This is a genomic window from Lutibacter sp. (assembly GCF_016342705.1).
Taxonomy (GTDB): domain Bacteria; phylum Bacteroidota; class Bacteroidia; order Flavobacteriales; family Flavobacteriaceae; genus Lutibacter.
This window is the reverse complement of record NZ_JAEINV010000017.1, coordinates 46,726-68,949: the sequence shown is the minus strand read 5'-3', so window position 1 is coordinate 68,949 and position 22,224 is coordinate 46,726. Positions and strand designations below refer to the sequence as shown.

Here is a 22,224-nt window from a genome sequence, read left to right as displayed (position 1 = left end):
CTTCTTAAGCGGTTTCTCTGAATAATACATAATAAGTTGATTTTGTGTCAACTTATTTTAGGACGGGACATTTTTAATACAAAAGCCTGATAGTAAATTTATCAGGCTTTTTATTTTTATTAAAGTATAAAATTATACTTTATAATTTTTATTGCAATTTACGAATAGATAATAATATTATTGTTTCGTTTTTTCTTTAATTGTACTTCCTTTTTTTATTGCTTTGTAATTTTCATAGCACAAAAGAACTGCTTCAATAAGCTGTAAATCACTTGCTTCTTTTATAAAATAATCGGAATAATTACATTCATTTAAAAGTTCATTTAACTCTTCTTCATTTATTTCCAAATATTCCATCATAAGCTCTCTATTAAACTTTGTTTCTAATAAGGTTCTTAACTCATCTTGATCACGAAGTTTTTTTAGTTTAGCCAATTGTTGTGGTTTTTTACCAAACTTATTATAAATAAAATCAATAGGTCTAAATAATGCATCAACAGCTGAATTATAACTTTTAGCTTGTTTCACCCCAACTTCATATGTTTGTGGAACTCCGTTTATATGAATACGAGCATATTTATCTTTAGGAACATTTTTAGCATCAATTTCTAAAACACCAATTAGTTTATGTGATTTTACCACAATTTCTTTCATTTGCTCTGTTTTTTCATGAAGTTCAATCACTAATTGATTTCCTTTTAATAAGTCATTCGTTATTTTAAGTTTTATTGACTGAAAACCTAAATATGAAATATATAAAGTATCATTTACGGCGGTAGGAATTTCAAAATTACCATCATCATTTGTAACTGTACCAACAACACTGTTTAAATTAAATAAATGAGCATAGTTTAAAGGTGTTTTGTCCGCATGATTAACAATTTGTCCTATTAATGGAAACGTTATGTTAGTAGGTTTTAAGCTATCTTTTAATTTTATTTCTTGAGAAATTCCTTCAAAAGAAATAATACATATGGCTATGTAAATTAGTTTTTTCATCATATGCAATATTACTATTAATCTTATAAATTATTGTTAATTATAATTAAAAAAGCAGGTAAAATATTATATTAAAGGTGAATTATAATCAATTTTTAGAAGATCTGGATATTTAAAAGAATAATTTAAAAATTGTTTTAATTTTTTGTTAGACACTATTTTAAAAGGAGCTTTTTCCGTTTCGTTAAAAACAGGTGCTTCATTTCCTATATCTTTTTTAACTTTTATATAATATTCTCTTCTATTTGGGTGTGTATCTGCACAGGCATTAAAAATTTCACCCAAAATTTGTTTATAAATTATTTCTAATAATATTTGCACACAATCGTCTTGATGAATCATGTTTACAAATCCTTTTGGATTAGGGATAATTCTGCCATTCATGAAAAAATTGCCCGGTTTTCTATTGTAGCCAAATAAACCTGCAAACCGTAAAACAGTTGTTTCAATTTGTTTATTATTAATAAACAGGTTTTCAATTTCTAAAAGTGCAGAAGGATTTAAAGATTCTTTTTCTGTAACAATTTTATTTTCCTCAGCATAAACAGAGGTTGAACTAATGAAAATAACTTTTTTTATAGTTGATGTATTGATTGCCTCAATTAATTTTTTAAATCCATCTATATTTTTTGAAGGTAAAGCAATTAAAAGTATTTCTGAATTTAGAAAAGTTGAAATTTTTGAAGAATTTAAATTTTCTAATGAAATTAAGTAAGGTATAATTCCTTGCTCTTCAAAATTTTTAATTTTATCTTCAGACGTTGTAGATCCTTTTACAGCATAACCGTTTTTAATTAGTTGTTTTGCTGTTGGAAATCCCAACCAACCACAACCTAAAATGCTAATTGTTTTGTTCAAAATGTTTTTTGTACAAACTTAATTATTTTTAAAGTATTTTTGAATTAAGGAAAATAAATTATCTTTATTAATTGGTTTTGAAATATAATCATTACAACCAGCTTTCATAGATTTTTCTTTATCTCCAGAAAGTCCAAATGCCGTTTGGGCAATTATAATTACATTTTTATTAAACTTTCTAATTTGTTTTGTACCTTCTAATCCGTTTAAATTAGGCATTTGAATATCCATAAGGATGAGATCAATATCTGCGTTTTGTCTACAAATATCAACGGTGTCTTTACCAGAAACTGTAGTTATAATTTCTCTACTTATATTTTTAACTAAAATTGATAATAGCGAAGATGAAATTTCATCGTCTTCGGCAATTAGTATTTTTAGCGCTAAATTTTGGTTAATTAATTTGTCAGCTTCATTCTTTTCAGAAATTAAATTAGATGTTTTATTAGTATAAGGTAAGCTAAAATAAAAGGTACTACCTTTATCTTCAATACTTTCAACCCAAATATTTCCTTCAAGCATTTTTATAAATGCTTTAGAAATAGATAATCCTAATCCAGCACCTTGTCTAGCCATTTTATCAGAAATATCGGCTTGAATAAATCTTTCAAAAATAACATCTTGTTTGTCTTTTGGAATGCCAATTCCAGTATCAGACACAAAAAATTCAATACTATTTCCTTTTTTATGATATCCAAATTCAATTGAACCTTCTGAAGTATATTTAATGGCATTTTTAACTAAATTAGAAAGAATTGCAGAAAATTTATCGGGATCAGATATTATGATGGCTTCACTATCTGCCAATGATTTCACTAAAGAAAGTTGTAGACCTTTACTTTCGGCCTCAATTTTAAAAAATGAATATATATAATCTACTTGCTTATTAATATCTAGGTTTTTTAAGGAAACATTTATTAATCCAGCTTCAATTTTAGAGATGTCAATAATATCATTTATTATATTAAGCATTCTTTTACCACTTTTTTCAATAATTTGTAGGTATTGTTGTTGCTTTTCACCTGATAAATGAGGTTCTTGTAATAATGATGAAAATCCAAGAATTCCATTCATAGGAGTTCTAATCTCATGACTCATATTTGCTAAAAAAGCAGATTTCAATTTATCGCTTTTTTCGGCATTTTCTTTTGCAATTACAAATTGTTTTGTTCTTTCCTCAACAGTTTTTTCTAAGTTTTTGTTTAATTTCTGAATAGTTAATTTTTCAATATCAATCTTTTGTTTTAAATAAAAATTACGCCTCTTTTGTAACTCAATATTATAACTGGCAAACATACCAATAAGATTAGCGCTAATAAAAAAGAAATTATTAGTAATTAAAACAATGATAGGGGCTTCTACAAAAAATATAGCTAATATGTTAAAAATTAGTAAAGTACTCCAGCCTGAAATAGATGCATAAAAATAGCGAAGTTTAATAAAAAAATATCCGGCAGAAAAAATAAGCATTAAACCAGCGTAATAAGAATAGTTTTCAGGTTCAAACATCGTCATTACACTTATCCCAGTTCCACCAATTATGGCACAAATAAGAAGTAGCGGTTGCCAGTATTTTTTAAAAAGCTTGGTAAATGAAGCTATTAATACAATTAAAATAGTTGGAATTACAACTAAAAATCTAATTTTAAGAAATGTATTTGCATATTCAGGAAATATTTGAAAGTCAAGAAAACCAAACAAGCCATATAAAATAGCAAGTATAATTAAGGCAACTCTTAATTGTAGAAGAGAATCATTAAAGTATTCTTTTCTATATAAAAGTTCTTTTTCTTTTGGAAATGATAACGTTATTTTATTATAAATCATTTCCTCAGTACTTTGATTTTTAGAATTCATTTATTATAGTTTAACAAATATACTTGAGGTAAAAAGTTAAGAATAGGGGCTTTTAAACAACTAGTATTCAATTTTTTAATATTGCAAGGGTTTTTGTATAAAAAATAAATGCAAAGTTCCGAAATAAAATTGAATTAACTCTTGACTTATATCAGCTAACTAATAATTAAGGTAATTAAAAATCTAAAAATAAAGAAAATAAAAATTGAAGATAATTTAGAGCACAAATAAGAGATATAATAATATTCTAAGATGTGCTCTGGTTGTATTTAAACTGCTTTCTTAATTTTTGTTGAAGTGTTTATAGAATCATTAATTAGTTTAGACCATTTTTCAATTATTTTTACTTCATTATTTAATTGAGGACTAAATTCCGCATTATAAATTTCTAATACTGTTTCTGCTTTATTTGAAGAATTTGGCACTAAAACTATTTGTAACAATTCTATATGATTGCTATTATCATTTAATTTAACAACTTTACATTTTTGGTATTCTGCTAATTGAATTATTTCAGACGTTTCAATATCTTTTATTTTTCTATAAAAAAATAATTCATTGCTATTAGTATTAATACCAATTGCAGATTTAAACCAAAAGTCATTTTGTAATATAGTTGTGTTGTTTTTTTGAGCCAATTCAAAAATTGAATTTTTTATTTTTCCTTCATTTTTTGTTCTATTACTTCCTGAAAGGATAAAAGGTAAAGAGCAAAGCGCAACCATTATTATACCTATTATTATTGTACTTGAATCCATTGTAAATGTGTTTATTTGTTTTATACTATTTTTAAAATCAATAATTTTAAAAGTTAATATAACACACTTAATACTAGTGTTTAGTTAATTTTAGCCTTTTAAATTTAATCACTAAGAGTATAAAAAAACTACCAGAAATAATGGAATGGGAAAATAATATCTACTTTTCTAGGCTTTATTAAAATATTATTAAAAGCAGCAGAGTATTGAGAGAATGTACTTGAATAAATTCCTTCAGTTATTTTTAGAAAATTTGAAAAATTATTAGGGTTATTTTTAAAATTCGAAAACTGAAATTGAGTGGATTCTTGAAAAGAGCTTTCATTTTCAGTAATTGATGTTGTTATAGTAGAACCTTTATAAGAAAAATTTGTAAATTCTTGAAGTTTACTAATTTGAGTATGATCAGTTGTGGACTTCTTTTGTGTAATTTCATAAATACCATCTATTGCAAAACAGTAGTTTGCAGAAAGTATAAAAATTACAATTATAAAAATCCATTTTTTCATAAAGCAAATGTATGTAGTTTTTTAGTTAAAAAAATCAAAAAAATATTTTTTTTATAAAAAAAAGTAAAAATCTGACTATTAGTAAATTAAATTGGCGTTTAAGTTGTTTTCTTGGTGAATTTACTTATTTGTTTGTAGTGCGCGTGACTGGATTCGAACCAGCACATTCTAAGCGAATACCAGCCCCTCAAGCTGGCGCGTCTACCAATTCCGCCACACGCGCTTATTTTAAAAAGAAAAGGTCAAGCGCTTGGCTTGACCTTTTGTGACCGGGCTGGGGCTCGAACCCAGGACCACCTCCTTAAAAGGGAGGTGCTCTACCAACTGAGCTACCAGGTCATTCTTCCTTTTCGCAATTGCGAGTGCAAATATATAACCAATAGTTATATATGACAAGTTTTTTTATGTTGTTTTTTAACCGATATTTGTTTTTTTAATTTTTAAAGCTCAAAATTAGGTATATGAAAGTTGTTTTATTAGGCTATATGGCAAGTGGAAAATCAGCTGTTGGAAAATTATTAGCAAAAGAATTGAATATGCAATTTATTGATTTAGACGAATTTATAGAAAAAAAAGAGGAGCTAACTATTTCTGAAATATTTAAAACAAAAGGTGAAATTTATTTTAGAATTAAGGAAGGTGAATTTTTAAAAGAATTATTAAATTTAAATGAAAATATTAGTATTTCATTGGGTGGTGGAACACCTTGTTACGGAAATAATATAGAAATTATTGAAAAACACGCAATATCATTTTATTTAAATGCATCAATAAATACTATTTATGAAAGGTTGATTGGTGAAACTTCAAAAAGACCTTTGGTTGCAACTTTGGGTGAAAACAATTTAAAAGAATTTATAGCTAAACATTTGTTTGAAAGAAATCCATTTTATGAAAGGGCAAATTTTACAATTTCAGTAAATGATAAATCTATAAGTGAAGTAGCTAAAACTATACAAGAATTGTTAATTATTCAATAGTAGCATATGCTTTATTATTTTCAAAAATTACAGCAACATGCTCTTGCATGGATGTGGATAATGAAATTCCTTTAAAATCAGCTTTTACCGGATATTTTTTATGATTTCTATTAATCAGTACAGCTGTTTTAAACCTTTTTAAGGGCACTTCTAAAAAATGTTTAATTCCATACATTAATGTGGTTCCAGAACTTAAAACATCATCAACTAGTACTAAGGCTTTGTTTTTATAGTCACTTGCTGGTATGTTTGTTGAAATCTGTTTTAATGGATTTTTTTTATCAATTTTAACTTCACATAATACAATTTTAATAGTGGAAATATCTTGTAATATTTTAACTATATTTTGTGCAAAAACATAGCCGTTGCCATTAATACCAGCAATTATAATTTCTTTTTCGTTACTGTTAGTTTCGTATATTTGATAGGCAATTCTTCTAGTTTTATTTTGAATTTCCTCGTTTGTTAAAATGATAGAACTATCCATGGTAATTTAATTTTTTTCAAAGATAAAAAACAATTCTCTTCCATCTCTAGGTTTTATGGAATTATAACATCTTTCTAAAATATTTATTGAGAATTTTTCGTAAAACAATTTAAGGTACTCAACAATACTTCCCCCAAATGGCGGGCCATCTTCAGTTAATTCAAAATTGAATAATAAACCAATTGCTTTTCCTTTATCAGTTAACAAATCATAAATTTTATTGCTATATGCAGTTCTTAAAAAGGGGTCTAAAGCACAAAAGAAGGTTTGTTCAATTATTAAATCATACGTTTCGGTATGATTAAAAAAATCATCGTGTATTAAATGATGTTCCGGAAAATCTGGAAAACGCTTTTTTAAATTTTTTAATGGTTGTAATGCAATATCAATAACAAATACGTTTTTAAAACCATTTTCAAATAAATATTCTGCTTCATAACAATTTCCACCGCCAGGAATTAATATCCTCAAATCTTTATTTGTAAGTTGGTTAAAGTAGGTTGTAAGTGGAGTAGAGGCGTAACCAATATCCCAACCTGTAGCTTGTTCACTATATTTATTTTCCCAATATTCTTTTGTAAATCTTGTATTCATTTTTTTTAAATAGATTTTATTAATCCACCATCAATAGGCAAATTTACACCATTAATGTAAGCCGAATATTCAGAAGCTAAAAAAGCAACTAAATAACCGAATTCTTCTGGCTTACCTAATCTTCCTACAGGAATATCATTTGTTATTAATTTAAAATTTTCTTCAATAGAAATTTGCTTTTCTTTGGCCTGAAATTCATTTAATTGTTGAATTCTTTCTGTGTCAAAAATTCCGGTTAAAATATTATTAACAGTTATTCCAAATGATGCTACTTCTAATGATAAGGTTTTAGCCCACATTACAACTGCCGATCTAATAGTGTTTGAAAGTATTAAATGGGGTAGTGGAACTTTTACAGAAAGTGATGCTGTATTTATAATTCTACCAAATTTATTTAACTTCATTTGCGGAATTGCCAACATTGTTAAATGAGTAGTTGTTTTAAACAATAAATCAAATGCTTTTTGATAATCATTTATTTCCTTATGCATTACTCCTCCAGCTTCCGGACCATTGGTGTTGTTAACTAAAATGTCAACTGTGTTAGTTTTAAAAAAAGTAGTTGTAATTTTTTCAAATGAAGTGAAATCATAAAAATCAACTACTAAATATTGATGTTGTTGATTTAAGCTAGTATCTAATTCATTTAAAACCAATTGTAATTTCACTTCATTTCTAGCCATTAAAGTGACAGATGCACCACAACGCGCTAATTCTATAGCAATTGCTTTACCTAAACCTTGTGTACTTCCACCAATAAGTGCTTTTTTATGTTGTAAATTAATTTTCATCATCACTAAAATCTTCAATATCTCGTCTATCTTTTTTTGTTGGTCTTCCAGCACCTCTTTTTCTGTAAAAATCTTTAGAATATTTTAATAATTCTAATTTTTCAAATTCTTCCGGTGGTGTAATATCTTTACGGTATAAATCTACAAGTTTAGCACCTAATCTGCTTGTTGGTAAGTCTAAAACCTGTATTTGGTAGTTAATTTGATCTTTTCTAACGGTTAATTTCTCGCCGCTAAAAACTGTTTTTGAAGGTTTAATACTATCTCCATTTATTTTAACATGACCCTTTTTACATGCTTCCGTAGCAATACTTCTAGTTTTATAAAAACGGATACACCATAAATATTTATCAATTCTCATATATAAAAGTTAAAATTTACTTTTTCTCTTTTTCCAAAGGTATGAAAATAGTATCTTGCGCTCCTTAAAAAACAATTTAAATGAAAATAAAAAGTATATTTTTTATAGTAACTTTTGGTTTGCTAATATTTGCTTGTGGTAAGGATGATAAAGCTAATTTTGATGCTGCAGCTCAAGCTGAAATTGATGATACTAGTTTAATTGAATATTTGCAATCACATTATTTAAATGATGATGGAGCTATATGGACTATTGAAAATGGAGAAACTCCTTTAATGAATCAAGTTGATGTGATGACAGTTTCTAAAAATGATATCTCTTATAAGTTGTATTATTTAATTGAAAATGAAGGAACTACAGTTTCACCTAAAAGACCAGATTCTATTTTAACTAAGTACGTAGGAATGACTTTAGATAGTGTTGTTTTTGATTCTAGTAGTAGTTTAACTTGGTTTTCTTTAACTAATTTAATAGATGGTTGGAGCTATGGTTTCACTAAATTTAAAGGAGGAGCTAAAGTTGTTAATACAGATGAATCTTTTTATTTTGATAATTATGGAGAAGGTTATTTATTTATTCCTTCAGGGCTAGCGTATGCAAATAATGCACAAAGTATTATTCCAGAAAATTCACCTTTAGTTTTTAAAATTGAATTACACGATGTTAATTTTGCAGACCATGATAATGACGGAATTTTATCAATTAATGAAGATATTGATGGTGATGGTGATGTGAAAAATGATGATACAGATAGTGATGGAATTGCTAATTATCTTGATATTGATGATGATGGAGATGGTATATTAACTAAAAATGAAAGTTTAACTGATGATGATGATAATGATGGAATTCCAAATTATTTAGATAAAGATAATTAAGATTAAGATAACAAAAAAAAGCTTCTCAATTGAGAAGCTTTTTTTTTGCTTGTATTTGTAATAATTTATTTATTGGTTTTTGTTAAACTAAATGATAAGTTTACAATAATTTGTTCTGGCCTTGTATCTAATTTAAAATTAGCATTGTTGTTCGCAAATTTCGCTTCATTTTCATTTAAACCTCTTTCATATCTTACATCAATTCCTAATCTACCAAATTCTACACTGGCACCAATATTAATTCCCATTGTAAATTCATTTTCAACTTTATCAATATCAACACCATTTAAATTGTTGTCTAAAATATATTGAAAAGACGGGCCAGCAAACACACTTAAAGGGCCAATTAATTCAACACCAATTAGTACTGGAGCATCAATTTTTGAAAGTTCAAAATCATTGGTGCTTGAATTTAATTCATATTCACTAGTGGTTTTTGTATAAACCAATTCAGGTCTAATAAAAATACTTCCTAAATCTAATTTGCCGTAAATACCAACATTATAACCAGATTTTCCTTTCCCTTTATCTTTAATAATTGAATTTGCCTCGGTAGTAAATTCACTCAAATCACCATTTGAGTTGTAACTTAATCCTGCTTTTAAACCAAAATTACTTTGGGCCTGAATGGTAACAACAAAAAATAATAAAGCAGTTGTTACTAATAGAATTTTTTTCCTCATAAGATTTAATTTTATTGTTAAACTACTTTTTAAACGCAATAACTATGCCTTTATTTTCTTGCAATTACTTTTTGAACAGCTTCAATAATAGCTTTATCGTTTAATTTATATTTTTCCATTAATTGTGCTGGTGTTCCAGATTCTCCAAAACTATCATTTACTGCAACAAATTCTTGAGGAACTAAACTGTTTTGAACCAAAACTCTTGAAACGCTTTCTCCTAAACCTCCAATAATATTATGTTCTTCGGCGGTAACAATACAACCAGTTTTAGCAACTGATTTTAAAATTGCTTCTTCGTCTAAAGGTTTAATAGTATGAATGTTAATAACTTCAGCACTTATTCCCAAAGTTTCTAATTGCTCACTCGCTTGTAATGCTTCCCAAACTAAATGACCTGTTGCAACAATGGTAACATCCTTTCCTTCTGTTAATTGAATAGCTTTTCCTATTTCAAACTTTTCATTTTCTGGCATAAATACAGGGACAACCGGACGGCCAAAACGTAAATAAACTGGACCATGATGTTCTGCAATTGCGATGGTTGCTGCTTTTGTTTGGTTGTAATCACACGTATTAATTACCGTCATACCTGGCAACATTTTCATTAATCCAATATCTTCTAAAATTTGGTGTGTTGCACCATCTTCACCCAATGTTAAACCTGCGTGAGATGCACATATTTTTACATTTTTATCAGAATATGCAACAGCTTGACGAATTTGATCATACACTCTTCCTGTTGAAAAGTTTGCAAAAGTTCCTGTAAATGGAATTTTACCTCCAATAGTTAAACCTGCCGCAATACCAATCATATTAGCTTCTGCAATACCAATTTGAAAAAATCGTTCTGGATTTTCTTCAATAAATTTTTCCATCTTTAATGAACCAATTAAATCGGCACATAATGCAACAACATTAGGATTTGTTCTTCCTAATTCAGCTAATCCTGCTCCAAATCCCGATCTAGTATCTTTCTTTTCTGTAAATGTGTATTTTTTCATTTTTTATTTATTAAAACGGTTCAAAAATAATGATAATTAATGAGTACTTCCTAGAATTTTTTTAATTCTTCATATAATTTGTTAACAGGCAAGCCCATAACATTAAAATAGCTTCCTTCTATACTTGTAACACCTATAAACCCTATCCATTCTTGAATTCCGTAACCTCCAGCTTTATCGAAAGGATGGTAATTTTCAACATAAAAATTTATTTCTTCAGAACTTAATTTTTTGAAATGTACTATTGTATTATCTGAAAATACTAGTTGCTTTGAAATAGTTTTTATGCAAACAGAAGTTATTACCTGATGGCTTTTTCCTGATAATTTTTGAAGCATTTTAATAGCTTCATTGGTGTTTTTAGGCTTTTCTAAAGCCTTTTTATCAAGCCAAACAATAGTATCGGAAGTGATGATAATATCGTTTTCACAAATACTTGAATCAAAAGCGGTTGCTTTTAAAATTGCTAAATAATGGGTAATTTCTTCACCCTTTAAATTAGTTGGATAAACTTCTTCAACAGATTTGACATCAATTGAAAAAGGAATTTGTAATTCTTTAAATAATTCTTGTCTGCGAGGTGAAGCAGAAGCAAGAATTATGGTGTTATTTTTAAATTTTTCTGCAAGCATATTTATTTTGTAAAATATAGAATTATAAAAATATTGATTCCAAAAAACATCACTAATTTTAATAAAGAACTTATTTTATGAAGCTTTTTTTTGGATTTAATTTTGGTTATTTTTAATGTAATATAAAACATTGGAATTATTATAAAAGCGATAGTATACAAAGAAATAATTTTATATTCAGACGCGAAAATGGTACTAAAAAACACTAATAAGAGCAGTGAAAAAGCACAAAGTATTGTAATTATACTCTTTGTTCTTCTTCTACCAATTAAAATTGGTAATGTGTTCATTTTCAATTTATAATCGCCATCTATATCTTCTATGTCTTTAATTAATTCTCTAATTAAATTAATACAAAAAGCAAAAAATGCTATTATTAAAATAGTGGTAATTACAAAATTGTAATTTGGATTATATTCAGTCATATTTAAATCAAATATTACTAAAATAAGTACATTAGTTGCAACCAAAACTGCAACAATAAAATTGCCAATTAGTGGAAGTGATTTTAATTTTTTAGAATAATAATAGAGTAGTAGGGCAGTTCCAATAAATATAAAAGAAAGATATGGTTTTTGAATTTTTAAACTAATAAGTATTCCTAAACCAATGCCAAATGTGTTTAAATATAAATACCATTTTCGGGCATTTTCTTCAGTAAAAACTGTGGTAATAAATACCTTGCTTGGTTTATTAATTTTATCAGTTTCAACATCTAAAATATCATTTATAATGTAGCCTGCTACTGTAATGCATAAAATAGCCAGCAAAAATATTGAAAAATAAAAGTGGTTTAGGTTTGTAGCAATTGAAAAATTAGGAAAAAATAAATATTTAATTACAGTTTGTATATATACAATAAGCAGTAGGTTTTTCCATCTTATTAAATTTAAAAAAGCGGATAACTGCATTCTATTTAATTAAAATTCTTTTTTATTCTATCTAAATTTATTTTACTCTCACGAGTTTTAATATTTTCACGTTTATCGTAATTCTTTTTACCTCTACAAAGTGCAATTTCTAATTTAGCCCAACCTTTTTCGGTTAAAAATAAACGCAATGGAACTATTGTTAAACCAATATTTTGAACTTCTTTATAAAGTTTTTTTAATTCGTTTTTATTTAATAAAAGTTTCCGTTCGCTTTTTGGGCTGTGGTTAAAAGCATGTCCGTACAAATATTCTTCTATATACATATTTATGGCAAATAATTCCCCCTTTTCATTAAATTCACAGAAACTTTCAGTAATTCGTGCTTTACTTTCACGAATAGATTTAATTTCAGTTCCAGTTAATTGAATGCCTGCTATATATTTATCTAAAATCTCGTATTCAAAACGAGCTTTTTTATTTTTTATGTTGATATTCTTTTGCATACAGTTGCAAATGTACTACAATTTATAAAATTATTAGTATCTCTGGTTAGGTATAAACAATTTGTTTTGTACAATAATTATTAATTTTGAAATGGTATTTTTAGTAATATATTATTTGATTCTTGGTTTGAAATTGTAACAATATATAGGTTAGAATAATTTGATTCTGAGATATCTAAATATTTTTTTTTGTTGATAATTTTATTAACATACCCAGGAATTGTATTGCTATGCCCAACAATTAAAACTGTTTTGCCTTTTGTTTTTTCAAGAAAATCTTTAGATAAACCATTTTTAGGATCATATAATTGAATTTTTAAACCTTTTCTTTTAGCGTTAGGTGCTGCAGTTGCAACAGTTCTTTTAAAATTAGTTGAAAAAACCATATCAAACTTAACGTGGTCAAATACTTCACTCCAAAATATTGCTCTCTTTTTACCTTTTTTTGTTAATTCAGGATTTTGAACAGAAGCTTTCAACACTTTATCAGCATGACGAATAAAATAATAAGTAGTAGGTTTTTTTTCTTGAGAATACAAAGAAATTGAACTAAGAAGTATAATTAAAATTAGCAGTTTTTTCATTTCAAGTAAATTTTAGAATATGAAAGTAAAGCATTTTTTTATTTTTTAAATATATTTTTTAATTAAATGTACAATTGATCTATTTTTGAGAAGAATAAAAAAGCGCAGTTAAATTTAACTGCGCTTTTTTCAAATTTTATAGCTGAAAAATAAAATTAGTGAACTTCAATAAGTTTTAAAGGTTTAGGCTTTGCAATTTCTAATTTTGGAATTGTAATTTGCAACTCACCATTAATGTAGTTAGCCTCAATTTTTTCACTATCTACAACATTTTTAGGTAATGTAAAACTTCTTTTGAAGGATTGATAACTATATTCTTTTCTAGTATAATTTTCATTTTCATCATTATTTTCAACTTCTTTTTCAGATTGAATAGTTAAAATATTGTTATCAAGATTTATATTAAAATCTTTTTTATCCATTCCAGGAACTGCAACTTTTACTAAAAACTGATCATCATCTTCCTTAATGTTTACAGCTGGTAAAGTTGTATTTGTTCTTGAAAAATTAGTACTAGACCAATCTCTAAAGAAATCATCGAATATTGTTGGTATTACAGGAATACCTGATGTTTTTACTAACATAATTTTATAATTTTAAGGTTAAACAATAATTTTAATTTTAAACAAATAATTACAAAATAAATGCCAATTTAAAATTAAATGTCAATCTAACATAATAACTGAAAAAATGACATTATGCAACTGACAACCAGCTGTATAAATAAAAAAAACCGACAGCTTTACGTGTCGGTTTTATCAAAAAAATTAATTAAATTATTTATTTCTAAACACAATTTTTTCATCAAAAGCATCTAGTAAAATATGACTGGTTGCTGTTACTCTTCCTGAAAGAATTTCTTTTGATAATTCATTTAAAACTTCTTTTTGGATCACTCTTTTTACAGGACGAGCACCAAATTGTGGGTCGTATCCTTTTATAGCTAAAGCATCCACTAAATCTTCTGTATATTCAATATGAATATCTTGTGCTTTCAGCATTTTAATTAAACCATTTAACTGTAGTTTTACAATTTGCTTAATTTCTTTTTCATTTAATGGTGTAAACATTACAATTTCATCAATTCTATTTAAAAATTCTGGACGAATGGTTTGTCTTAATAATGCAACTACTTCTAATTTTGTGCTTTCTGTAATTGCATCTCTATTTTTCATGTCCATTTTTTCAAAACGCTCTTGAATAATTTGAGAACCCATATTTGAGGTCATAATTATAATAGTATTTCGGAAATCTGCCAATCTTCCTTTGTTATCTGTCAATCTACCTTCATCTAACACTTGTAATAATATATTAAAAGTATCTGGATGTGCTTTTTCAATTTCATCTAATAAAATAACAGAATAAGGCTTTCTTCTAACAGCTTCGGTTAATTGTCCGCCTTCATCGTAACCTACGTATCCAGGAGGCGCACCAACTAATCTGCTAACAGAGTGACGCTCTTGATATTCACTCATATCAATTCGTGTCAACGAATTTTCATCATCAAATAAATATTCTGCCAGAGCTTTCGCTAATTCTGTTTTACCAACTCCAGTTGTGCCTAAAAATAAAAATGTACCAATAGGTTTTTTTGAATCTTGTAAACCTGCTCTTGATCGTCTTACGGCATCAGCAACAGCTGCTATTCCTTCTTCTTGACCAACAATTCTGTTGTGTAATTCATCTTCTAATAACAGTAGTTTTTCTCGTTCACTTTGCAGCATTTTACTTACTGGAATACCTGTCCATTTTGCAACAACTTCTGCAATATCATCTCTAGTAACTTCTTCTTTTATAAGCGCTGTGCTTTGATTTTCGTTTGATTCTATTTGAAGAATATCTAGTTTTTCTTGTTCTTCTTTTATTTTACCGTATCTAATTTCAGCAACTTTTCCATAATCACCTTCGCGTTCAGCACGTTCAGCCTCTAACTTAAAGTTTTCAATTGCTTCTTTACTAGCCTGAATATTGTCTACCAGTTCTTTTTCACTGACCCATTTGGCATTAATTTCGTTTCTTTTTTCTTTTAGATTAGCCAATTCTTCTTTTAAGCTAGCTGATTTTTTCTCATCATTTTCTCGTTTTATTGCTTCAATTTCAATTTCAATTTGCATAATTCTACGATCCAAAACATCTAATTCTTCAGGTTTTGAATTAATTTCCATACGTAATTTAGCAGCTGCTTCATCCATTAAATCTATGGCTTTATCAGGTAAAAATCTATTAGAAATATAGCGTTGTGACAATTCTACTGCTGCAATAATGGCATCATCTTTAATTTGTACTTTATGATGATTTTCATACTTTTCTTTAATACCACGCAAAATAGAAATAGCACTTTCTGTATCTGGTTCATTTACCATTACTTTTTGAAATCTACGTTCTAGTGCTTTATCTTTTTCAAAATATTTTTGATATTCATCTAATGTTGTTGCACCAATGGCTCTCAATTCACCTCTTGCCAATGCGGGTTTTAAAATATTAGCCGCATCCATTGCGCCTTGTCCACCGCCAGCACCAACTAAAGTATGAATTTCATCAATAAAAAGTACAATTTCACCTTCAGCAGAAGTTACTTCTTTTATAACAGATTTTAAACGTTCTTCAAACTCCCCTTTATATTTTGCACCTGCAATAAGCGCTCCCATATCTAAAGAATAAATTTGTTTACCCTTTAAGTTTTCTGGAATATCGCCTTTTACAATTCTATGTGCTAACCCTTCTGCAATGGCAGTTTTACCTGTTCCAGGTTCACCAACTAACATCGGATTGTTTTTAGTTCTTCTAGATAAAATTTGAAGAATTCTTCTAATTTCTTCATCTCTACCTATTACAGGATCTAATTTTCCTTCTTTTGCTAATTGGTTTAAATTTTTAGCATATTTATTTAGTGAATTATAAGTTTCTTCAGCGCTTTGTGATGTAACATTAATTCCTTTTCGTAACTCATCAATAGCTATTTTTAAATTATTTTCAGTAACTCCTTGATCTTTTAAAATTTGAGATGTAGTATCTTTTGTGTTTAGAAGAGCTAATAATAAATGCTCAATAGATACAAATTCATCCTTCATTTTTGAAGCTTCATCGGTTGCAGTATTCAACATTTTTGAAGCATTTCTTGATAATGAAATATCTCCTCCAGATACTTTAGCGTAACTTTCTAAAGTTTTATCTATTAATGTTTTAAGTAATTCAATATTAATTCCTAATTTTTTAAAAATAAAATGAATTACATTTTCGTCAACTTCAAAAATTCCTTTTAAAATGTGTGAATTTTCTATTTGTTGGTGTCCGTAACTTTCTGCAAGTTGTTGTGCTTTTTGAATAGCCTCTTGCGATTTTATTGTAAATTTATTAAAGTTCATAACGTATTCTTTTTTTGTTTCTATATTTGTAATGTCAAAAAATATTCCACATTGCATAAATGCTTGAAATAAGCCATTTTGTCTTGTATTTTAGGAGTTTACAGACATTTTGACTTTAAAAAATGAACTATTATGAATTGGGTAAACCTAACAAATAACAAACAATTAGAAGCAATAAAAGCAACTGTTGAAAATGAATCTATAGCTATTTTTAAACATAGCACACGTTGTGGAATTAGTAGAATGGTTTTGAAAAATTTTGAGCGTGAATTTGATATACCCGAATCTGAAATAACTATGTATTATTTAGATTTGCTGAATTTTAGAGAAATATCAAATAATATTGCGGTCGATTTTAATGTAATGCATCAATCTCCACAATTGTTGTTATTAAAAAATGGTAAAGTAATTTATAGTTCTACTCACGGAGATATTTCTGTTGAGAGTTTAAAAATTCAGTTGAAGAAATAAAAAAACTGTTTAAAAAGAAATTAAAAACGTCATTCTGAATTTATTTCTGAATCCCAACATATTGATTGTCAATTATTATGAGAACCTGAATCAAGTTCAGGTTGACGAAATTTTACTTTTTAAACAGCCTTCTTTTTAAACGAATGTACGTTTAATGATATATTTTATTTTGACTTACAATACTTTTAATTTTATTTTTTAAGTCTTCGCTTGTATCATAAATCATTTGCTCATTACTTGGGAATGGCACAAATTTATACGTTAATAAATTTAAATATTCTTGCTCCAGCGCATTTTTATCTCCAGAATAGGTAGCGTACCTATGGTCAAAAATAAATTCACTTGCTAAAGGAAAACTTTTTACTAACTGATTGGTAATTAAATCTATATATTTGATTTGCCCAACTACTTGTACCGATTTAAACTGCGTAATTTCATCAACTTTACAAACAATGGTTTTGTATTTGTCTACTTTAATAGCTTTTCCTAAACTATCTTTTACAGTAGTACCATTTTTATCAATTAAATATTTCCAGCCATCAACAACTTGTTTTTCTTTAACAACCTGTTTTTCTTTAATTTGTTCTGGTGAAATATTGATTTCTCTAAAATTAATTTCAATTTCAAAATCGTAGATAGTTTTTGGCTGTTTGTAATTATGATAAACAGTCCATAAATCGTTTAATTTATAGGTGTCAAAATTTAATAAATCTTCTTCTAAACGGATTGGAATTACTTTGTCCGATTTATTTTGAAGACTCACATACACAAAATTAGTTCCTTTAAAATGCGCTTCTTCTATTAGATTACGAACATCTTTAAAATTCGGATTTATTTTATCTAAGTAATTTAAATCATCAAAAGCACTTCTAAAATCTTCTTTGTTTGATGATACTTTTAATAAATTTTTAGCATTTCCATATAAATAGTCAGATAGTTTTGTTTTGGTTGCTAAAATATCATTAGTATAATCTGAAAACGAAAATTTAGCATTCTTACCTTTATTGTGAATAGGCAAAGGAAGTAATGGTTTAATTAATTCTTGCCTGTTTTTTAAATTTAAATACTTGTTGTAAATAATTTCTAAATTTGAAGGATTACCATCCTTTTTTAAAAAAGTGATGTTTTCAATATCCTTAGCAGTTGCTTTTTCAAAAGCTTCTTCAAGCATTACCACATAATCTTGATTGCCTTTTTTAGTTTTATTTTCTCTTAGTTCTTTAACAGCTATTTGTATAGCTTGGTCGTAATTACCAAAGTTAATTGCTTCTTGTGTTTTTTTAATACTTGAGCAACTTGAAATGGTAATAATTAGTGCTAATAGGAGTTGTTTTTTTACCATAAATATGTTTTAAATAGGAGAATACAATTACAATGCCAAATGTAAATAAAAAAGCTCTTTTTAATTTGTAAAAAGAGCTTTTTGTAATTATTTTTTTTGAATTTAAATTGGAAATTTATATTTTACAGGTGGTAATAATTTTCCAGAGCAATTACCAAAACCAATTCTAACATTATCTTTTGCGCAATAGCCTTTTAAAGTAACAGTATCTCCATCATTAAAAAATGTTCTATTACTTCCATCTTTTAATTTTATTGGTTCTTTACCTCCCCAAGTTAATTCTAACATAGATCCTAAACTAGTTTTGTCTGGACCAGAAATTGTTCCACTACCCATTAAATCTCCAGCTCTTACATTACAACCATTCACCGTATGATGTGCTAATTGTTGAGACATAGACCAATACATGTATTTAAAATTGGTTTCGGTTAATAAATTAGCTTCACCTTTTTCAGTCTCTAAGAATGCTTGTAATTTTATATCGTAGCTAGCATCTTTTCTTTTTTGTTGTAAATAGAGAAGTGGTTTAAAATCTTTTTTAGGACCCTCGCATCTAAAAGGTTCTAAAGCATCCATAGTTACAATCCAAGGAGACATTGTTGAAGCAAAGTTTTTACCCATAAATGGACCTAATGGCACGTATTCCCATTTTTGAATATCACGCGCACTCCAATCGTTAAAAAGCACCATTCCAAAAATGTATTCACTTGCTTCATCCACAGGAACTGGTTCACCTAAGTTATTTACATCGGTTGTAATAAAAGCAGTTTCTAACTCCATATCAACTCTTTGTGAAGGTCCAAAAATTGGATTTTCTTCACCTTGCGGTAATGTTTGTCCGTAAGGTCTTCTTATAGAAGTTCCAGAAACTACAATAGAAGATGCTCTACCATGGTAACCAACTGGAACGTGTAACCAGTTTGGCATTAAAGCGTTTTCTTTTCCTCTAAACATTAAGCCAACATTTGTTGCATGTTCTTTGCTAGAGTAAAAATCGGTGTAATCACCAACATTTATTGGTAATAACATTTCTACGTCATTTATATTAAATATGATAACTTCTTTATGTTTGGCGTTGTCTCGTAAAGCAGGGTTTTTGGCATCAAATACTTCTGCAATTCTATTTCTAACCAATCTCCAAGTTTTTCTTCCGTCTGAAATAAAATCATTTAACGAATCTTGCATAAACATATCATCAGTTAAAGGAATACCTTTAAAATAACCTAATTGGTGAAAAGCCCCTAAGTCTATTACATATTCACCTATTCTTGTACCTATTGTTATAATATCATCTTTTGTTAAAAATACACCAAAAGGAATATTTTGAATTGGGAAATCATCACCTTCACTTACTGGTAGCCACGATTTTCTAGTTGGATTATTTGCTGAAATTTGCATAATTATGAACTATTTAAATAGTTATTTATATATTCTTACCAAATATAGAAGTTTCTTGTTAAATGCAAAATGAAATTAGTATTTTTGCCATTATTTTAACTTTTATAAAATTAAACAACAATGCAACGTGATCAAATTATCTTCGATTTAATTCAAGACGAAAAAGAAAGACAAATAAATGGATTGGAATTAATTGCTTCAGAAAACTTTGTAAGTGAACAAGTTATGGAAGCGATGGGTTCTGTTTTAACAAATAAATATGCTGAAGGTTATCCTAATAAACGTTATTATGGTGGTTGTGAAGTTGTAGATGTTGTTGAGCAAATTGCCATTGATAGAGCTAAAGAATTATTTGGTGCTGAATATGTAAATGTTCAACCTCACTCAGGATCTCAAGCAAACGCAGCGGTCTATCAAGCAGTTTTAAATCCTGGAGATAAAATTTTAGGATTTGATTTATCGCACGGTGGGCATTTAACGCACGGTTCTCCAGTTAACTTTTCAGGTAAATTATACAAAACTTCTTTTTATGGGGTAGATAAAGAAACAGGAGTTTTAAATTATGATAAAATTCAGGAAACTGCTAATATTGAAAAACCAAAATTAATAATAGCAGGTGCTTCAGCGTATTCTAGAGATATAGACTTTAAAAGATTTAGAGCTATTGCAGACTCAGTAGGAGCGTTATTATTAGCTGATATTTCTCATCCAGCAGGTTTAATTGCCAAAGGTATTTTAAATGATCCAATTCCTCATTGTCATTTTGTAACTACTACAACTCACAAAACTTTACGTGGACCACGTGGTGGAATTATAATGATTGGAAAAGATTTTGGCAATCCATTTGGGTTAAAATTAAAAAATGGAAATCTTAAAAAAATGTCAAGTTTAATTGATTCTGCTGTTTTTCCAGGAAATCAAGGTGGACCATTAGAGCACGTTATTGCAGCTAAAGCTGTTGCTTTTGGTGAAGCATTAACAGATAATTTTTTACATTATCAAATTCAAGTTAAGAAAAATGCAGCTGCAATGGCAGAAGCATTGGTAGGTAAAGGTTACCAAATTATTTCAGGAGGAACTGATAATCACTGTATGTTAATTGACTTAAGGAATAAAAATTTAAGCGGAAAAGATGCTGAAAATGCCTTAGTAAAAGCAGAAATTACTGTAAATAAAAATATGGTACCTTTTGATGACAAATCTCCATTTGTAACTTCAGGAATTAGAGTTGGAACTGCTGCAGTTACAACTAGAGGTTTAAAAGAAGCCGATATGGTTGCTGTTGTTGAATTAATTGATGAAGTAATTCAGAATTTTGAAAATGATGAAGTTTTAGAGGCAGTTGCTGAAAAAGTAAATGAAATGATGTCTCACAGACCATTATTTAAATTTTAATTCTTTAAAAAAAACATAAAAAAATCCTGCTTTTAGCGGGATTTTTTTTAACCTAGTTTTAACTAATGTAAGTGATTTTAGTTACAATCTTTAAATGTGTTTTGAGTAATTTTAATTGTTAATGTATGGTCTATACATTATTAAATTATAAACTTATTAAAATGGAAACACAACAAGAAATTACATCAATGCCACGAATAGGAGATAAGGCTCCTGAATTTAAAGCAGTTACTACACAAGGAAATATTCATTTCCCAAATGATTATAAAGGAGATTGGGTTATATTATTTAGTCATCCAGCAGATTTTACTCCGGTTTGTACGTCAGAATTTATGACGTTTGCAACTATGGAAGATAAATTTTTAAAAGCTAATTGCAAATTGGTTGGTTTATCTATTGATGGTTTGTATAGTCATATTGCCTGGTTGCGTTCTATAAAAGATAAAATTGAATATAAGGGAATGAAAAACGTTGAAGTTAAATTTCCTTTAATTGAAGATATTACAATGAATGTAGCTAATAAATATGGTATGGTGCAACCAAATGAGGCTGCAACACAAGCTGTAAGAGCTGTATTTTTTATTGATCCGAAAGGAATTATAAGAGCAATTATTTACTATCCTTTAAGTTTAGGTCGAAATTTTGATGAAATTTATAGAGTTGTTGTTGCATTGCAAGCTGCAGATGCTTTTGGTGTTGCAACTCCAGCGGATTGGAGACCTGGTGATGATGTAATTATTGGCCCTGCCGGTTCTTGCGGAGCTGCCGAAAATAGAATGCAAGGTAAAGAAGATATGGATTGTAAAGATTGGTATTTCTGTACCAAAAAAATGGATAAAGAATTAGTTTTAAGCAAAATACTTAAGAAGTAATCTATTAAAAGCCCACTTTTTAAGTGGGCTT

The 22,224-nt window shown here is 27.9% G+C and carries 24 protein-coding genes and 2 tRNA genes; 5 read left to right on the top strand and 21 right to left on the bottom strand.

Annotated elements, in window-relative coordinates:
* Positions 1-177: 177 nt before the first annotated feature.
* From JEY78_RS13825 to JEY78_RS13795, 7 genes are all read right to left on the bottom strand, one after another.
* Positions 178-1,002 (bottom strand): carboxypeptidase-like regulatory domain-containing protein, encoded by an 825-nt coding sequence (locus tag JEY78_RS13825; RefSeq protein ID WP_291852572.1) that lies wholly within the window; start codon positions 1,000-1,002, stop codon positions 178-180.
* Positions 1,003-1,065: 63 nt separating this feature from the next.
* Positions 1,066-1,857: an NAD-dependent epimerase/dehydratase family protein gene (locus JEY78_RS13820; protein WP_291852569.1), complete on the bottom strand. Its 792-nt coding sequence runs from the start codon at positions 1,855-1,857 to the stop codon at positions 1,066-1,068.
* A gap of 18 nt (positions 1,858-1,875) precedes the next feature.
* Positions 1,876-3,714 (bottom strand): ATP-binding protein, encoded by a 1,839-nt coding sequence (locus JEY78_RS13815; protein ID WP_291852566.1) that lies wholly within the window; start codon positions 3,712-3,714, stop codon positions 1,876-1,878.
* A 269-nt stretch (positions 3,715-3,983) separates the two neighbouring features.
* On the bottom strand, positions 3,984-4,472 hold the full coding sequence (locus JEY78_RS13810) for a hypothetical protein (RefSeq protein WP_291852563.1): 489 nt from the start codon (positions 4,470-4,472) through the stop codon (positions 3,984-3,986).
* A gap of 128 nt (positions 4,473-4,600) precedes the next feature.
* Positions 4,601-4,981, bottom strand: coding sequence for a hypothetical protein (locus tag JEY78_RS13805; RefSeq protein ID WP_291852560.1), 381 nt, complete (start codon positions 4,979-4,981; stop codon positions 4,601-4,603).
* 138 nt (positions 4,982-5,119) lie between these two features.
* Positions 5,120-5,204 (bottom strand) — tRNA-Leu (locus tag JEY78_RS13800).
* Between the two features lie 43 nt (positions 5,205-5,247).
* Positions 5,248-5,320, bottom strand: a tRNA-Lys gene (locus tag JEY78_RS13795).
* Positions 5,321-5,442: 122 nt separating this feature from the next.
* Here JEY78_RS13795 and JEY78_RS13790 point away from each other — a divergent pair.
* Entirely contained in the window at positions 5,443-5,961 is a 519-nt protein-coding gene (locus JEY78_RS13790; protein WP_291852557.1) for a shikimate kinase, read from the top strand.
* On the opposite strand, the gene JEY78_RS13785 is transcribed toward JEY78_RS13790, so the two are convergent.
* From JEY78_RS13785 to JEY78_RS13770, 4 genes are read right to left on the bottom strand one after another with little or no spacing between them, the layout of a single operon-like run.
* Entirely contained in the window at positions 5,951-6,448 is a 498-nt protein-coding gene (locus JEY78_RS13785; protein ID WP_291852554.1) for a phosphoribosyltransferase family protein, read from the bottom strand. The genes JEY78_RS13790 and JEY78_RS13785 overlap by 11 nt on opposite strands.
* 6 nt (positions 6,449-6,454) lie before the next feature.
* Positions 6,455-7,042, bottom strand: a complete 588-nt coding sequence (locus JEY78_RS13780; RefSeq protein ID WP_291852552.1) for an SAM-dependent methyltransferase — start codon at positions 7,040-7,042, stop codon at positions 6,455-6,457.
* 5 nt (positions 7,043-7,047) lie between these two features.
* Entirely contained in the window at positions 7,048-7,836 is a 789-nt protein-coding gene (locus JEY78_RS13775) for an SDR family oxidoreductase (protein ID WP_367158788.1), read from the bottom strand.
* The gene (locus JEY78_RS13770; protein ID WP_291852549.1) at positions 7,823-8,194 is read right to left on the bottom strand and encodes an RNA-binding S4 domain-containing protein; all 372 of its coding nucleotides are present in this window, start codon (positions 8,192-8,194) and stop codon (positions 7,823-7,825) included. The genes JEY78_RS13775 and JEY78_RS13770 overlap by 14 nt, the downstream gene beginning before the upstream one ends.
* A gap of 80 nt (positions 8,195-8,274) precedes the next feature.
* Here JEY78_RS13770 and JEY78_RS13765 point away from each other — a divergent pair, with 80 nt between their 5' ends.
* A complete protein-coding gene (locus JEY78_RS13765) occupies positions 8,275-9,072 on the top strand; it encodes an FKBP-type peptidyl-prolyl cis-trans isomerase (protein WP_291852547.1) in 798 nt (265 codons plus the stop codon).
* A 65-nt stretch (positions 9,073-9,137) separates the two neighbouring features.
* On the opposite strand, the gene JEY78_RS13760 is transcribed toward JEY78_RS13765, so the two are convergent.
* The 8 genes from JEY78_RS13760 to clpB all read right to left on the bottom strand — a co-directional run bounded on the left by JEY78_RS13760 (position 9,138) and on the right by clpB (position 16,715).
* A complete protein-coding gene (locus JEY78_RS13760; protein ID WP_291852544.1) occupies positions 9,138-9,755 on the bottom strand; it encodes an outer membrane beta-barrel protein in 618 nt (205 codons plus the stop codon).
* A 50-nt stretch (positions 9,756-9,805) separates the two neighbouring features.
* Entirely contained in the window at positions 9,806-10,759 is a 954-nt protein-coding gene (locus JEY78_RS13755) for a transketolase C-terminal domain-containing protein (protein ID WP_291852541.1), read from the bottom strand.
* A gap of 50 nt (positions 10,760-10,809) precedes the next feature.
* Positions 10,810-11,391, bottom strand: a complete 582-nt coding sequence (locus tag JEY78_RS13750; RefSeq protein ID WP_291852539.1) for a Maf-like protein — start codon at positions 11,389-11,391, stop codon at positions 10,810-10,812.
* A 2-nt stretch (positions 11,392-11,393) separates the two neighbouring features.
* Positions 11,394-12,302: a geranylgeranylglycerol-phosphate geranylgeranyltransferase gene (locus tag JEY78_RS13745; protein WP_291852535.1), complete on the bottom strand. Its 909-nt coding sequence runs from the start codon at positions 12,300-12,302 to the stop codon at positions 11,394-11,396.
* 5 nt (positions 12,303-12,307) lie between these two features.
* Positions 12,308-12,766, bottom strand: coding sequence for an SsrA-binding protein SmpB (smpB, locus tag JEY78_RS13740; RefSeq protein WP_291852533.1), 459 nt, complete (start codon positions 12,764-12,766; stop codon positions 12,308-12,310).
* 80 nt (positions 12,767-12,846) lie between these two features.
* The gene (locus JEY78_RS13735; protein WP_291852529.1) at positions 12,847-13,350 is read right to left on the bottom strand and encodes a histidine phosphatase family protein; all 504 of its coding nucleotides are present in this window, start codon (positions 13,348-13,350) and stop codon (positions 12,847-12,849) included.
* Between the two features lie 155 nt (positions 13,351-13,505).
* Complete coding sequence (locus tag JEY78_RS13730) at positions 13,506-13,934, bottom strand: Hsp20/alpha crystallin family protein (protein ID WP_291852526.1); 429 nt, start codon at positions 13,932-13,934, stop codon at positions 13,506-13,508.
* Positions 13,935-14,126: 192 nt separating this feature from the next.
* Positions 14,127-16,715 (bottom strand): ATP-dependent chaperone ClpB, encoded by a 2,589-nt coding sequence (gene clpB / locus JEY78_RS13725; RefSeq protein WP_291852523.1) that lies wholly within the window; start codon positions 16,713-16,715, stop codon positions 14,127-14,129.
* 132 nt (positions 16,716-16,847) lie between these two features.
* Here clpB and ytxJ point away from each other — a divergent pair, with 132 nt between their 5' ends.
* A complete protein-coding gene (gene ytxJ, locus JEY78_RS13720; protein WP_291852520.1) occupies positions 16,848-17,186 on the top strand; it encodes a bacillithiol system redox-active protein YtxJ in 339 nt (112 codons plus the stop codon).
* A gap of 151 nt (positions 17,187-17,337) precedes the next feature.
* On the opposite strand, the gene JEY78_RS13715 is transcribed toward ytxJ, so the two are convergent.
* Positions 17,338-18,528 carry a hypothetical protein gene (locus JEY78_RS13715; protein WP_291852517.1) on the bottom strand — a complete coding sequence of 397 codons (1,191 nt, stop codon included), beginning with the start codon at positions 18,526-18,528 and terminating at the stop codon, positions 17,338-17,340.
* A 102-nt stretch (positions 18,529-18,630) separates the two neighbouring features.
* Entirely contained in the window at positions 18,631-19,926 is a 1,296-nt protein-coding gene (gene fahA, locus JEY78_RS13710) for a fumarylacetoacetase (protein WP_291852514.1), read from the bottom strand.
* A 120-nt stretch (positions 19,927-20,046) separates the two neighbouring features.
* On the opposite strand from fahA, the gene glyA reads away from it, so the two are divergent.
* Together glyA and JEY78_RS13700 are read left to right on the top strand one after the other, a co-directional pair.
* Positions 20,047-21,321 carry a serine hydroxymethyltransferase gene (glyA, locus tag JEY78_RS13705; protein WP_291852512.1) on the top strand — a complete coding sequence of 425 codons (1,275 nt, stop codon included), beginning with the start codon at positions 20,047-20,049 and terminating at the stop codon, positions 21,319-21,321.
* A 161-nt stretch (positions 21,322-21,482) separates the two neighbouring features.
* A complete protein-coding gene (locus tag JEY78_RS13700; RefSeq protein ID WP_291852509.1) occupies positions 21,483-22,193 on the top strand; it encodes a peroxiredoxin in 711 nt (236 codons plus the stop codon).
* The last annotated feature ends 31 nt before the right edge of the window (positions 22,194-22,224 follow it).

Coding starts and splice junctions, on each gene's coding strand:
- JEY78_RS13825 (WP_291852572.1), bottom strand. CDS start 1,002: ATGATGAAAAAACTAATTTACATAGCCATATGTATTATTTCTTTTGAA.
- JEY78_RS13815 (WP_291852566.1), bottom strand. CDS start 3,714: ATGAATTCTAAAAATCAAAGTACTGAGGAAATGATTTATAATAAAATA.
- JEY78_RS13810 (WP_291852563.1), bottom strand. CDS start 4,472: ATGGATTCAAGTACAATAATAATAGGTATAATAATGGTTGCGCTTTGC.
- JEY78_RS13805 (WP_291852560.1), bottom strand. CDS start 4,981: ATGAAAAAATGGATTTTTATAATTGTAATTTTTATACTTTCTGCAAAC.
- JEY78_RS13790 (WP_291852557.1), top strand. CDS start 5,443: ATGAAAGTTGTTTTATTAGGCTATATGGCAAGTGGAAAATCAGCTGTT.
- JEY78_RS13785 (WP_291852554.1), bottom strand. CDS start 6,448: ATGGATAGTTCTATCATTTTAACAAACGAGGAAATTCAAAATAAAACT.
- JEY78_RS13780 (WP_291852552.1), bottom strand. CDS start 7,042: ATGAATACAAGATTTACAAAAGAATATTGGGAAAATAAATATAGTGAA.
- JEY78_RS13775 (WP_367158788.1), bottom strand. CDS start 7,836: ATGATGAAAATTAATTTACAACATAAAAAAGCACTTATTGGTGGAAGT.
- JEY78_RS13770 (WP_291852549.1), bottom strand. CDS start 8,194: ATGAGAATTGATAAATATTTATGGTGTATCCGTTTTTATAAAACTAGA.
- JEY78_RS13765 (WP_291852547.1), top strand. CDS start 8,275: ATGAAAATAAAAAGTATATTTTTTATAGTAACTTTTGGTTTGCTAATA.
- JEY78_RS13760 (WP_291852544.1), bottom strand. CDS start 9,755: ATGAGGAAAAAAATTCTATTAGTAACAACTGCTTTATTATTTTTTGTT.
- JEY78_RS13755 (WP_291852541.1), bottom strand. CDS start 10,759: ATGAAAAAATACACATTTACAGAAAAGAAAGATACTAGATCGGGATTT.
- JEY78_RS13750 (WP_291852539.1), bottom strand. CDS start 11,391: ATGCTTGCAGAAAAATTTAAAAATAACACCATAATTCTTGCTTCTGCT.
- JEY78_RS13745 (WP_291852535.1), bottom strand. CDS start 12,302: ATGCAGTTATCCGCTTTTTTAAATTTAATAAGATGGAAAAACCTACTG.
- smpB (WP_291852533.1), bottom strand. CDS start 12,766: ATGCAAAAGAATATCAACATAAAAAATAAAAAAGCTCGTTTTGAATAC.
- JEY78_RS13735 (WP_291852529.1), bottom strand. CDS start 13,350: ATGAAAAAACTGCTAATTTTAATTATACTTCTTAGTTCAATTTCTTTG.
- JEY78_RS13730 (WP_291852526.1), bottom strand. CDS start 13,934: ATGTTAGTAAAAACATCAGGTATTCCTGTAATACCAACAATATTCGAT.
- clpB (WP_291852523.1), bottom strand. CDS start 16,715: ATGAACTTTAATAAATTTACAATAAAATCGCAAGAGGCTATTCAAAAA.
- ytxJ (WP_291852520.1), top strand. CDS start 16,848: ATGAATTGGGTAAACCTAACAAATAACAAACAATTAGAAGCAATAAAA.
- JEY78_RS13715 (WP_291852517.1), bottom strand. CDS start 18,528: ATGGTAAAAAAACAACTCCTATTAGCACTAATTATTACCATTTCAAGT.
- fahA (WP_291852514.1), bottom strand. CDS start 19,926: ATGCAAATTTCAGCAAATAATCCAACTAGAAAATCGTGGCTACCAGTA.
- glyA (WP_291852512.1), top strand. CDS start 20,047: ATGCAACGTGATCAAATTATCTTCGATTTAATTCAAGACGAAAAAGAA.
- JEY78_RS13700 (WP_291852509.1), top strand. CDS start 21,483: ATGGAAACACAACAAGAAATTACATCAATGCCACGAATAGGAGATAAG.